Source organism: Pseudomonas piscis (assembly GCF_009380155.1).
Lineage (GTDB): Bacteria > Pseudomonadota > Gammaproteobacteria > Pseudomonadales > Pseudomonadaceae > Aquipseudomonas > Aquipseudomonas piscis.
Genome location: NZ_WHUV01000002.1, coordinates 364,115 through 377,075, shown reverse-complemented (window position 1 = coordinate 377,075; position 12,961 = coordinate 364,115). Strand labels below are relative to the sequence as shown.

At 64.5% G+C, this 12,961-nt stretch carries 10 protein-coding genes; 6 read left to right on the top strand and 4 right to left on the bottom strand.

Annotated elements, in window-relative coordinates:
• Positions 1-9 precede the first annotated feature (9 nt).
• From GDH07_RS11770 to GDH07_RS11755, 4 genes are all read right to left on the bottom strand, one after another.
• A complete protein-coding gene (locus GDH07_RS11770) occupies positions 10-2,265 on the bottom strand; it encodes an Orn/Lys/Arg family decarboxylase (RefSeq protein ID WP_152897637.1) in 2,256 nt (751 codons plus the stop codon).
• A gap of 172 nt (positions 2,266-2,437) precedes the next feature.
• Positions 2,438-3,184, bottom strand: a complete 747-nt coding sequence (gene dnaQ / locus GDH07_RS11765) for a DNA polymerase III subunit epsilon (protein ID WP_152897636.1) — start codon at positions 3,182-3,184, stop codon at positions 2,438-2,440.
• Between the two features lie 123 nt (positions 3,185-3,307).
• A complete protein-coding gene (gene rnhA, locus GDH07_RS11760) occupies positions 3,308-3,757 on the bottom strand; it encodes a ribonuclease HI (protein ID WP_022639041.1) in 450 nt (149 codons plus the stop codon).
• 106 nt (positions 3,758-3,863) lie between these two features.
• Positions 3,864-4,622: a class I SAM-dependent methyltransferase gene (locus GDH07_RS11755; RefSeq protein ID WP_152897635.1), complete on the bottom strand. Its 759-nt coding sequence runs from the start codon at positions 4,620-4,622 to the stop codon at positions 3,864-3,866.
• A 65-nt stretch (positions 4,623-4,687) separates the two neighbouring features.
• Between GDH07_RS11755 and gloB the strand changes: the two genes are divergently transcribed.
• The 6 genes from gloB to GDH07_RS11725 all read left to right on the top strand — a co-directional run bounded on the left by gloB (position 4,688) and on the right by GDH07_RS11725 (position 12,961).
• The gene (gene gloB / locus GDH07_RS11750) at positions 4,688-5,455 is read left to right on the top strand and encodes a hydroxyacylglutathione hydrolase (protein WP_053131383.1); all 768 of its coding nucleotides are present in this window, start codon (positions 4,688-4,690) and stop codon (positions 5,453-5,455) included.
• Positions 5,456-5,553: 98 nt separating this feature from the next.
• On the top strand, positions 5,554-6,981 hold the full coding sequence (locus GDH07_RS11745) for a transglycosylase SLT domain-containing protein (RefSeq protein ID WP_053130437.1): 1,428 nt from the start codon (positions 5,554-5,556) through the stop codon (positions 6,979-6,981).
• A 204-nt stretch (positions 6,982-7,185) separates the two neighbouring features.
• A complete protein-coding gene (locus GDH07_RS11740; protein ID WP_152897634.1) occupies positions 7,186-9,015 on the top strand; it encodes an extracellular solute-binding protein in 1,830 nt (609 codons plus the stop codon).
• Positions 9,012-10,865, top strand: a complete 1,854-nt coding sequence (locus tag GDH07_RS11735) for an extracellular solute-binding protein (RefSeq protein ID WP_152897633.1) — start codon at positions 9,012-9,014, stop codon at positions 10,863-10,865. The genes GDH07_RS11740 and GDH07_RS11735 overlap by 4 nt, the downstream gene beginning before the upstream one ends.
• 1 nt (position 10,866) lies before the next feature.
• Positions 10,867-11,940, top strand: a complete 1,074-nt coding sequence (locus tag GDH07_RS11730; RefSeq protein WP_152897632.1) for a microcin C ABC transporter permease YejB — start codon at positions 10,867-10,869, stop codon at positions 11,938-11,940.
• Between the two features lies 1 nt (position 11,941).
• A complete protein-coding gene (locus GDH07_RS11725; RefSeq protein WP_022639046.1) occupies positions 11,942-12,961 on the top strand; it encodes an ABC transporter permease in 1,020 nt (339 codons plus the stop codon).

The window sequence follows — 12,961 nt, the reverse complement described above, 5'->3', positions numbered from 1 at the left end:
CTGCTCTCCTCACTCCCGGACGCAATCGACGGTGTACTGCCGGCCATTGCCCAGGTCCTCATGTTGCAGGCCGTGCACATCGGCGACGAACCCGGGGAAGCGACTGTCGAAATCCCGGGCGAACGCCAGGTAGTCGATGATCGAACGGGTGGACTCGGTAAAACGTTCGCCGGGCATGATCAATGGGATGCCCGGCGGATAAGGCACCAACATCACTGCGGCGATGCGGCCCTGCAACTGATCGATGGACACCGCCTCGACATCGCCGCGCACCAGGTGGTCATAGGCATCGGCGGGTTTCATCGCCACCTCCGGCAGTACCGTGTACATGCGCCGCAAATGCTTGGCGGTGGCGTTGCTGCGATAGCAGGCATGCAACTGGTCGCACAAGTCTTGCAGGCCCATGCCCTGGTAGCGCTGCAGGTCCTGGCTGGCGACGCTGGGCAGGCACCCGGCCAGGCTGGCATTGGCGTCGTAGCTGCGCTTGAACTCCAGCAACTCGGTGAGCAAGGTGCTCCACTTGCCCTTGGTGATGCCCATGGAGAACAGCACCAGGAACGAATACAGGCCGGTCTTCTCCACCACCAGCCCACGCTCCCAGAGGAACTTACTGACCACCGCCGCCGGAATCCCGCGCTCGCTCAAGGCGCCACCCGCGGTCAGGCCGGGCATGACCAGGGTCACCTTGATCGGGTCGAGCAGCACGTAGTCGTCGGTGACACCGGCAAAGCCGTGCCACTCGCCCTCGGGCTCCAGCAGCCAGTCGACGGTGCGTACCTGGTCGATGCCCTCGACCCGCTCCGGTTGCCAGACCGAGAACCACCAGTCATCGGCGGCGATGTTCTGCCGCAGGTTGGCCAGGGCGCGGCGGAAGCTCAGGGCCTCGTCGAACATCTCTTGCAGCAACGAGCGGCCGGCCGGCCCCTCCATCATCGCCGAGGCCACGTCCAGCGAAGCCATGATGCTGTACTGCGGCGACGTGGAGATGTGCATCATGAAGGCTTCGTTGAAACGATCACGATCCAGTTGCCGGGCCCCGCCGTCCTGCACATGGATCATCGACGCCTGGCTGAAGGCGGCCAGCAGCTTGTGGGTCGAGTGGGTGGTGAACACCAGTGGACTGTCGGCCGAACGCGAGGTGCCCATGCCGTAGCGACCGGCGAAAAATTCGTGGAACGCCGCATAGGCGTACCAGGCCTCGTCGAAGTGCAGCACCTCGACGCTGTTGCCCAGGCTCTGCTTGATCAACTCGGCGTTGTAGCACAGGCCGTCGTAGGTCGAGTTGGTGATCACCGCCAGCTTGACCTTGGGTGCCCGGCCGCGGGTCAGCGCACTGGCGTCGATCTTGGCCCGGATCGACTCGACGCTGAACTCGCTCAGCGGGATCGGGCCGATGATCCCCAGTTCGTTGCGCTCCGGGCACAGGTACAACGGGATCGCCCCGGTCATGATGATCGAATGCAGCACCGACTTGTGGCAGTTGCGGTCCACCAGCACCAGGTCATCGCGACCGACCATGGAATGCCAGACGATCTTGTTGGCCGTGGAGGTGCCATTGATCACGAAGAAGGTGTGGTCGGCGCCGAAATTGCGCGCCGCGCGGGCCTCGGCTTCCGCCAGGGGCCCGGTATGGTCGAGCAGCGAGCCCAGCTCCGGCACCGATACCGAGAGGTCCGAACGCAGGGTGTTCTCACCGAAGAACTGGTGGAACGCCTGCCCCACCGCGCTCTTGCGATAGGCCACGCCACCACCGTGGCCCGGGGTGTGCCAGGAATAGTTGGAGTCGGCGGTGTGTTGCACCAGGGCCTTGAAGAATGGCGGCAACAGGCCATCCAGGTAACCCCGTGCAGCACGGGCCACTTGCCGGGCCAGGAACGGCACGGTGTCCTCGAACAGGTAGAGGATGCCGCGCAGCTGGTTGAGTTCGCTCATGGCATCGGCGGGAGCGTTTTCCAGGGTCACCTGCTCGCCCAGGGCGAAGATCGGCAGCAGCGGCGCCCGGACCCGGGCCAGGCGAATCAACTCCACCATGTTCTGCAGCAGGTGGGTGTTCTCCCCCGCCCCCTCGGCGGCGATCAACATGCAGGCCAGGCCGTGATGGGTGGAGGCCACCAACCGGCCCTCGGCATAGTCCACCGCGGAAAAGATGCTGAAGCCATCCTTTTCCAGCTCCCGGGCGATGCCCCGCACCCGGTCCCCCGCGACCGTGTCGGCCTTGATATCACGGTGCACGATCAGGATCGGAAACTGCAGGTCTTTATACATGGGGCGGCAAGTCCTGAGGCGACGGGTAGGCCCCGCCAATGGACTCAGGGTAGAAGCTGCACGGCTGGCGTGTCACCCCGGGTGGGGACACCCTGTAACAAAACGTCGCACTGGAACAACAACCGACTGGAGCCGCTGCGGCACCCAAGAGGCTGCGACAGCGGCTACAGGATCAATGCTGGGTTTCGAGCAGTTGGGTCCAGAGCGCCGGGCCGCCAGCGGATTTGGCGATGGCTTCCAGGCGGGCCTGGTGCTCGGCCAGCTCGGTCTCACTGGCCATGATGATCCGTCCACGCGGACGGTCGGCTGCCAGGCGGCGGATCGCCGAAGCCCGGGCGCCACCCTCGTCCGTACCACCATCGGCGCCATTGCCGGCCAGGGACAGGCTGGTCTGGCCGCCGGTCATTGTCAGGTAGACGTCGGCGAGGATCTCCGAGTCGAGCAAGGCGCCGTGCAGCTCACGGCCGGAGTTGTCGACGCCATAGCGCTTGCACAAGGCGTCGAGGCTGTTGCGCTGGCCCGGGTGCCGCTCGCGGGCCATCAGCAAGGTATCGAGGATGCTGCAATGCTGGGTGATGTCGGCCCGCTCATGCTGGCCCAGCAAGGCGAATTCGTTGTTGATGAAGCCAACGTCGAACGCCGCGTTGTGGATGATCAGCTGCGCGCCCTTGATGAATTCGAAGAACTCATCGGCCACTTCGGCGAAACGCGGCTTGCCCACCAGGAATTCGTTGGTGATGCCGTGGACGCCGATGGCGCCCTCGTCGCTCTCGCGATCAGGTTGCAGGTAGACGTGGAAGTGACGCCCGGTCAGGCGTCGGCCAATCAACTCGACGCCACCGATTTCAATGATCCGGTGGCCGTCGGTCACCGGCATACCGGTGGTTTCGGTATCGAGGACAATAGATCTGTTGGCCATCAGTGGTCAGTTCTCAATCTGGCAAAGGGCGGGATTTTAGCACGCCCCGCCCGGGGACGGCGCACAGGCGCGGCAAGGCCGGCCCAGCGCACATGAGTGCAGCGAACGGCAGGACGACAGCCATCAGGCCTTGTTGCCACGGACCTCGTCCACGCCGCGGTTGGCCAGTTGGTCGGCACGCTCGTTGCCATGGTGCCCGGTATGGCCGCGTACCCATTTCCAGGTGACCTGATGCCGGTTGACCTGCTCGTCCAGCTGTTGCCACAGGTCGGCGTTCTTCACCGGCTCCTTGGCAGCGGTCTTCCAGCCCCGCTTCTTCCAGTTGACCATCCACTCGGTGATGCCCTTCATCACGTACTGCGAGTCGGTGATCAGCTGTACATCGCACTGGCGCTTGAGTTCCTGCAGGCCGCGAATCGCCGCCAGCAGCTCCATGCGGTTGTTGGTGGTATTTGCCTCGCCACCCCAGAGCTCCTTCTCGACGCCCTTGCACACCAGCAGCGCGCCCCAGCCACCCGGGCCGGGATTGCCCTTGCAGGCACCGTCGGTAAAGATTTCTACGCTATCGCTCATCCACGCCTTCCATCAGAAATTGCCATTGCCCCGCCAGCCACAGCCGACAAGGCCAAGACCGGGCAAGCCCGGCCGATCTATATAAAGAGAGAGTTGCAGCAGTTGTTCAGGGCTCGCTATTGCGCCGGTTGACCTTGGCCATGGGCAGCGGCACCAGCTTGCCCACCGGCTCGCGCCGGACCTGGCGTACCGGGCGCAGGCCCACGGCGATCTTGCGCGCCACCAGCAGGTAGAAACCACCACCCGATAGCTGCCATTTGCCGGCCCGGCGCTCCCAACCGGCCAGCCGCGCCTGCCATGCTGGCGAAGCAAGCGGCGGACGATAGCACCCGAAGCGCCGTTTCTCCAGCGCGAAGCCCAGCAGGTTGAGCCAGTCGCCGACGCGCGAGGGCGCGATGCAACGGGCCTGGCGCAAGCCGTCGTGGGCGAACACCCGGCGCAGGCCCCAGGTGCTCCAGGGATTGATCCCGACGATCAGCAGGTGGCCACCCGGACGCACGCTGCTGGCCGCCTCGCGCAGCAGGCCATGGGGCGACAGCGAAAAATCCAGGCCATGCTGCAGCACCACTACATCGGCAGCATGTTCGCTCAGGGGCCAGGCCTGCTCCTCGCAGACGATCTCCACCCCCGGCAACGGAGCTCCCAGGCGAACGTTGCGCTGGACCTGGGGCGCCGCCGGCGGGGTCTGCGCCGAAGGGCCGTAGTGCACCAGGTAACCGCCGAAGAACCGCCCCAGTTCTTCTTCGAGCATGCGCCGCTCTTCATCCAGCAGGAATTGCCCCAGCGGCCCGGACAGCCAGTCCCGGGCCGTGCTGATCAGGGCCAGCCAGTCGGGATCTGCCTGAGCGAAGGCTTTATCGGTCATTGCATTCTCCAACACGCCAGGAAGTTCTAAGATGCGCCATTGTTTTCCCCTTGGCGAATCCGAAGATGATACAGATCAGTGCCCTGCCCGCCTTCACCGACAACTACATCTGGTTGTTACAAGATCATCGCAGCCAACGCTGCGCCGTCGTCGACCCGGGGGATGCGGCACCGGTACTGGCCTGGCTGGAACAACACCCGGACTGGCGCCTGAGCGACATCCTGGTGACCCACCACCACCACGACCACGTCGGCGGCGTCGAGCGCTTGAAACAGCATAGCGGCGCCACGGTCTACGGCCCGGCCCGGGAGAAGATCCCCGCCCGCGACGTGGCCCTGGACGATGAAGACCAGCTCAACATCCTCGGCTGGGACTTCCTGGTCCTGGCGGTACCCGGCCATACCCTGGGGCATATCGCCTACTACCACCGGGGCCTGCTGTTCTGTGGCGACACGCTGTTCGCCGCCGGTTGCGGTCGCCTGTTCGAGGGCACCGCCGAACAGATGCACCAGTCCCTGGGCCGCCTCGCGGCGCTGCCGGACGACACTCTGGTCTACTGCACCCACGAATACACCTTGGGCAACCTGCGCTTCGCCCAGGCCGTGGAGCCGACCAACCCAGAGATCGCCCAGCGCCTGGAAAAAGTCGCACGCCAGCGCGAGCAAGGCCTCATGACCCTGCCATCGACCCTGGCCCTGGAGAAGTCGACCAACCCTTTCCTGCGTACCGGTGAAACATCCGTTAAACAAAAAGCGGACGAACGGAACGGCCGGGATACCCCGTCGCAGAGTGCGGTTTTTGCGGCTTTGCGGGCCTGGAAAGATAAATTCTAAGAACCCCGGCATTGGCATAGAAATTCTGAATGGTTGACCGCTCTTCGGGTGCTTTCTAGAATCGCCCGACATTTTTGCCCGGAACTAACTTCCAGCCAATGTCGTCATTTATTCGTTACGCCATCAGTTCAGACGCATTGACGCGCTTGGCCCAGGCCATCGCGGTAGCTGTGTCAGCGACTCTTGCGGGCTGCCAAAGCACCGGTCACGTCCCGCAGACTGAAGCCACACACACTCCGAATCTCAACGCCCGTATCAAGCAGAAACCCATCTGGCTGGGCACCCAGCCCAGCCCGCAAGTCCCCCAGGACGTCTGGGAACGCATGCGCCAGGGCTTCCAGTTGCAAGAGAATCTGGGCGTCAACCCGCGCATCGAGCAACAGCGCCTGTGGTTCGCCAGCAATCCGTCCTTCCTGCAGAACGCCAGCGAGCGCGGCAGCCTTTATATCCACTACATCGTCGAGCGTCTTGAAGAGCGCAACATGCCGCTGGAGCTGGCCCTGCTGCCAGTGATCGAAAGCGCCTACAACCCGCTGGCCTATTCCCGGGCCGATGCCGTGGGCCTGTGGCAATTCGTCCCGGCCACCGGTCGCTCCTTCAACTTGCGCCAGACCCGTTTCTACGATGGCCGCCGCGACATCACCGCCTCGACCACCGCGGCCATGGACTACCTGACCCGCCTGCATGACATGTTCAACGGCGACTGGCTGCTGGCCCTCGCGGCCTACAACGCCGGCGAAGGCACCGTCAGCCGGGCCATCGAGCGCAACGAGAAGCTCGGCCTGCCCACCGACTACTGGAACCTGCCGCTGCCATCGGAAACACAGGCCTACGTGCCCAAGCTGCTGGCCCTGTCCCAGGTGGTGCTGGCCCCCGAGGCCTACGGCATCAACCTCAACCCCATCGCCAACGAACCCTACTTCCAGGTGGTGGAGATCAACCAGCGCATGGACCTGTCCAAGGTCGCGGCGGTGGCCAACATCGATGAGGACGAGCTGTTCCAGCTCAACCCGGCGTTCAAGCAGCGCACCACCATCGACGGTCCGCAGCACCTGCTGGTACCCACCTCCAAGGCGCAGTTGCTGACCACCAGCCTGTCGACCATGAAGCCTGAGGAACTGATCAGCAAGCGCTCGCTCAAGGCTGCGTTCGCCAGCGACGAAGGCCGCGACTCGCTGCGCAAGCGGGTCTACAAGGTCAAGCGCGGCGACAACCTGGCGCTGATCGCCAAGGCCAACAAGGTCGGGGTCCAGGACCTGCAGCGCTGGAACAAGCTCAGCGGCAAGAACCTCAAGGTCGGCCAGACCCTGGTCCTGCAGGACGCGCGCCAGGCCGGCAGCAAGAAGACCACCGTGGCCGCTACCGAGAAACGCAAGTCGACCCAGTACAAAGTCAAGCAAGGCGATTCGCTGTACATGGTAGCCAAGCGATTCAACGTCGAGATGCAGCACCTCAAGCGCTGGAACCCACGGGCCGGCCAGGCCCTCAAGCCGGGCCAGACGCTCACCGTCTACCTGCCGCACTGAGTGCCGACGGGGCTTGCCGGTGTCACCACCGGCAAGCCCTGCGCCTGAGCTTCCCAGAGCCCCCGGCGATACCGACCCGCCCCCGCCCCAGAGCCCACCTGCCGCCATCTGCGCGCACCGCCAGAACGAGCTTTTTCCTGCCGATACAAGCTGTTACTGTACCGGACACATAGCCCAAGCCGCCTGGATCGGATCTCTGACTCGATGCGTCTCCTGCTCCCGCTCCTCATCAGCCTGGCCTTGAGCTTTCCCGCAAGCGCGACACTCATCGAGAGTCATGGCTATGCGCAGTTCGGCACGCTCAAGTACCCGGCCCGCTTCACCCACTTCGACTGGGTCAACCCCGCCGCGCCCAAGGGCGGCACCTTGCGGGTCATGGCCTTCGGCACTTTCGACACCCTCAACCCCTACACCTTCAAGGGCACCAGCCCGGTGGCCACGCCGAACTTCCTGCAATACGGGGTCAACGAGCTCAACGAGCCGCTGATGGTGGGCACTGGCCTCTATGCGCCCTCCGGCGACGAACCCACTTCCAGCTACGGTCTGATCGCCCGTTCGGTGGAGTACAGCGAAGATCGCAGCTGGGTGGTGTTCAACCTGCGCCCCGAAGCCCGCTTCCACGACGGCATGCCGATCACCGCTCGGGACGTGGCGTTCTCCTACCGCCTGCTGCTCAAGGAAGGCCATCCGCAGTACCGCACCAACCTGCAGGAAGTGCAGCGGGTCGACATCCTCGGCCCGCAGCGCATCCGCTTCGTGTTCAAGCGTGCCGGCAACCCGCTGCTGATCCTGCGCCTGGGGGAAATGCCGGTATTGCCCCAGCATTACTGGAAGGACCGCGACTTCAAGGCCACCACCTTCACCCCGCCCCTGGGCAGCGGTCCCTATCGCATTACCCAAGTGCAGCCGGGCCGCCAGCTGGTGTTCGAGAGGGTCAAGGACTATTGGGGCAAGGACTTGCCGGTCAACCGCGGGTTCGCCAACTTCGACCGGGTCGAGGTGGAGTTCTACCGCGACAGCGACGTGGCGTTCGAGGCCTTCAAGGCCGGTGAATTCGATATCTACATCGAGCACCAGGCCAAGAACTGGGCCAGCGGCTACGACTTCCCGGCGGTGCGCCGTGGCGAGGTGATCAAGGCCCAGGTGGCGCACCAGATCCCCACCCAGACCCAGGGCCTGTTCATGAACACCCGGCGCGCGACTTTCGCCGATGTGCGGGTACGTGAAGCCCTGGGCATGATGTTCGACTTCCAGTGGACCAACCGCACGCTGTTCAGCGGCGCCTACCAGCGCGCCCTGAGCTACTACCCCAACAGCGCGTTCTCCGCCACGGGCGTGCCCCAGGGCCGCGAATGGCTGCTGCTTTCGCCCTATCGCGAGCAGTTGCCAGCCAGCCTATTCACCCAGCCCTTCAGCTTGCCGAGCACCGACGGCCGCGGCATCCCGCGCCAGACCCTGCGCCGGGCCCTGGGGCTGCTGGGCGAGGCTGGCTGGAAGCTCAACGGCCAGCGCCTGCAGAACAGTGCCGGACAAGCGCTGCGGTTCGAGCTGATGCTGGTCAACCCCAACCTGGAGCGCATCCTCCAGCCCTACGTGGAGAACCTGGCCAGCATCGGCATCGACGCGCGCCTGCGCACTGTCGACCGCGCGCAATACAAGCAGCGCCTGGACCAGTTCGACTACGACATGATCCTCATGACCCTCAACCAGACCCTGAGCCCGGGCCTGGAGCAATGGCAGTACTTCCACTCAAGCCAGGTAGCGGTCAAGGGCAGCAAGAACTATGCGGGCATCGACAACCCCATCGTCGATCACCTGCTGGAGCAGCTCCTGGCGGCCCAGAGCCGCGATGAGCAATTGGCCGCCGGCCGTGCCCTGGACCGGGTGCTACTGTGGCAGCACTACATGATTCCCAACTGGTACCTCAACTATCACCGCCTGGCCTACCGTAACCGGTTCGCCTTCGTCACCACGCCGCCCTATACCCTGGGTCTCGGCGCCTGGTGGCTGAAGTCCTTGGAGACCACCCAATGATGCCCCTGCGTGCCCTGCTCCTGCACACCAGCGGCTTGTTGCTCGGCGTCATCGCCTGCTGCGCCCAGGCCACGCCACAACATGCCGTGACCCTCTACGGCGAAGCGCCGAAATACCCGGCGGGTTTCCAGCACTTCGACTTCGTCAAGCCCGACGCCCCCAAGGGCGGGACCTTCCGCATGGCCGGTTTCGGCAGCTTCGACAGCCTCAACCCGTTCATCAGCAAGGGCGTGCCGGAGAGCAACATCGGCCTGGTGTACGACACCCTGATGGCCCAGAGCCTGGACGAACCCTTCACCGAGTACGGCCTGGTGGCCGGGCGGATCGAGAAAGCGCCGGACAACAGCTGGGTACGTTTCTACCTGCGGCCCGAGGCACGCTTCAACGATGGCCATCCGCTGCGCGCCGAGGATGTGGTGTTCAGCTTCCAGACCCTGACCAACGCCGGCTCGCCGCTGTATCGCGGTTACTACGCCGATGTCGAGCAGGTGATCGCCGAAGACCCGTTGCGGGTCCTGTTCAAGTTCAAGCACAGCAACAACCGCGAGCTGCCGCTGATCCTCGGCCAGCTGACGATCCTGCCCAAGCACTGGTGGGAGCACCGCGACTTCGCCAAGAGCAACCTCGAAGTACCCCTGGGCAGCGGCCCCTACCGGGTGACCGAGGTCAAGGCCGGGCGCTCGATCCGCTATGAGCGGGTCAAGGACTACTGGGCCCGCGACTTGCCGGTCAATCGCGGCTTCTACAACTTCGACACCATCACCAGCGACTACTACCGCGACAACACCGTGGCCCTGGAAGCCCTCAAGGCCGGCCAGTTCGACTACTGGCTGGAAATAAGCGCGAAGAACTGGGCCAACGCCTACAACGTCCCGGCCGTGGCCCAGGGACGGTTGATCAAGGAGCAGATCCCCAACGGCAACCCTACCGGCATGCAGGGTTTCGTCTTCAACACCCGGCGCCCGCTGTTCCAGGACGTGCGGGTGCGCCATGCCCTGAGCCTGCTGCTGGACTTCGAATGGAGCAACAAGCAGCTGTTCAACGGCGCCTATACCCGCACCCGCAGCTACTTCGAGAACTCGGAGATGGCCGCCACCGGCCTGCCGGGCCCGGACGAGCTGGCGATCCTCGAGCCGCTACGCGGGCAGATTCCCGAGCAGGTGTTCACCCAGGCCTTCGCCCCGGCCCTGTGCGACGGCAGCGGCATGATCCGCGCCCAACAGCGCCAGGCCTACCAACTGCTGCAGGATGCCGGCTGGCATATCGTCGACGACAAGATGGTGGACGCCCAAGGCAAGCCGGTGGTGCTCGAGTTCCTGCTGGCCCAGACCGAGTTCGAGCGCGTGCTGCTGCCGTTCAAGCGCAACCTCGCCGACCTGGGCATCGACCTGGTGATCCGCCGGGTGGACGTGTCCCAGTACATCACCCGGGTCCGCTCGCGGGACTTCGACATGATCGTCGGCAGCTTCCCGCAGTCCAATTCCCCGGGTAACGAGCAGCGTGAATTCTGGATGTCCAGCAGCGCCGACAAGCCCGGCAGCCGCAACTACATCGGCCTCAAGGACCCGGCCATCGACCGGCTGGTCGAGAGTCTGATCAACGCCGACTCCCGAGCCAGCCTGGTAGCCCATGCCAAGGCCCTGGACCGGGTCCTGCAATGGGGCTACTACGTGATCCCAAACTGGCACATCAAGACCTGGCGCGTGGCCTACTGGAACCACGTAGGCCACCCCAAGGTCGCGCCCAAGTACGACATCGGCATCTACACCTGGTGGATCAAGCCCGATGCCAAGCCCGCCGTGGAACCGGCGCCGGACAACCAGGCGGCCGCGGCCGAAACGGTGCAATGAGATGCTGGCCTACATCATTCGCCGCCTGTTGCTGATCATCCCGACCCTGCTGGGCATCCTCCTGATCAACTTCGTGATCATCCAGGCCGCCCCGGGCGGCCCGGTGGAGCAGATGATCGCCAAGCTCGAAGGCTTCGAAGGCGCCACCAGCCGCATCGCCGGCGGTGGCGCCGAAGTCTCGGTGGCCGGGTCCAGCTACCGTGGCGCCCAGGGCCTGGACCCGGCACTGATCAAGGAAATCGAGCACATGTACGGCTTCGACAAGTCGGCGCCGGAACGACTGTGGATCATGATCAAGAACTACGCCACCCTGGACTTCGGCGACAGTTTCTTCCGCGATGCCAAGGTGGTGGACCTGATCAAGGAAAAGATGCCGGTCTCGATCTCCCTCGGGTTGTGGAGCACCCTGATCATGTACCTGGTGTCGATCCCCCTGGGGATCGCCAAGGCCACCCGCCACGGCAGCCATTTCGACGTCTGGACCAGCTCGGCGATCATCATCGGCTACGCGATCCCGGCATTCCTGTTCGCCATCCTGCTGATCGTGGTGTTCGCCGGCGGCAGCTACCTCAACTGGTTCCCCCTGCGCGGCTTGACCTCCAGCGACTTCGAGCAACTGGGCCTGGGACGCAAGCTGCTCGACTACTTCTGGCACCTGGCGCTGCCGGTCACGGCCCTGGTGATCGGCCACTTCGCCACCATGACCCTGCTGACCAAGAACAGCTTCCTCGACGAGATCAACAAGCAGTACGTGATCACCGCCAAGGCCAAGGGCCTGACCCAGCGCCGGGTGCTCTACGGCCATGTGTTCCGCAACGCGATGCTGCTGGTGATCGCCGGCTTCCCGTCGGCCTTCATCGGCATCTTCTTCACCGGGTCCTTGCTGGTGGAGGTGATCTTTTCCCTGGACGGCCTGGGCCTGATGAGCTTCGAGGCCGCGATCAACCGTGACTACCCGGTGGTGTTCGGCACGCTGTTCATCTTCACCCTGCTGGGCCTGGTGGTGAAACTGATCGGCGACCTGACCTACACCCTGGTCGACCCACGCATCGACTTCGACAGCCGGGAGCATTGAGATGAACCTGTCCCCCCTCAATCGCCGGCGCTTCGAGCGCTTCAAGGCCAACAAGCGCGGCTGGTGGTCGCTGTGGCTGTTCCTGGTGCTGTTCGTCCTGAGCCTGGGCGCCGAGTTGATCGCCAACGACAAACCCCTGGTGGTGCACTACGACGGCGGCTGGTATTTCCCGGCGCTCAAGCGCTACCCGGAAACCACCTTCGGCGGCGAATTCCCCCTGGAAGCCAACTACAAGAGCCCGTACATCCGCGAACTGCTGGCCCAGAAGGATGCCTGGGTGCTCTGGGCACCGATCCCCTTCAGCTACCAGAGCATCAACTACGACCTGCGGGTGCCAGCCCCGGCGCCGCCCTCCAGCGACAACCTGCTGGGCACCGACGACCAGGGCCGCGACGTCCTGGCGCGGATCATCTACGGCTTCCGGGTGTCGGTGCTGTTCGCCCTGACCCTGACCATCCTCAGTTCGATCATCGGCGTCACCGCCGGCGCCCTCCAGGGCTTCTACGGTGGCTGGGTGGACCTGGCCGGGCAGCGTTTCCTGGAAATGTGGTCCGGGCTACCGGTGCTCTACCTGCTGATCATCCTCGCCAGCTTCGTGCAGCCCAACTTCTGGTGGCTGCTGGGCATCATGCTGCTGTTTTCCTGGATGAGCCTGGTGGACGTGGTGCGGGCCGAGTTCCTGCGCGGGCGCAACCTGGAATACGTGCGTGCGGCCCGGGCCCTGGGGATGCAGAACGGCGCCATCATGTTCCGCCATATCCTGCCCAACGCCATGGTCTCGACCATGACCTTCATGCCGTTCATCCTCACCGGCGCCATCGGCACCCTCACCGCCCTGGACTTCCTCGGCTTCGGCCTGCCTCCCGGCGCGCCGTCCCTGGGCGAGCTGGTGGCCCAGGGCAAGTCCAACCTGCAGGCGCCCTGGCTGGGCATGAGTGCCTTCGCCGTGCTGGCCCTGATGCTGAGCCTGCTGGTGTTCATCGGCGAATCCGCCCGCGATGCCTTCGACCCGAGGAAATGA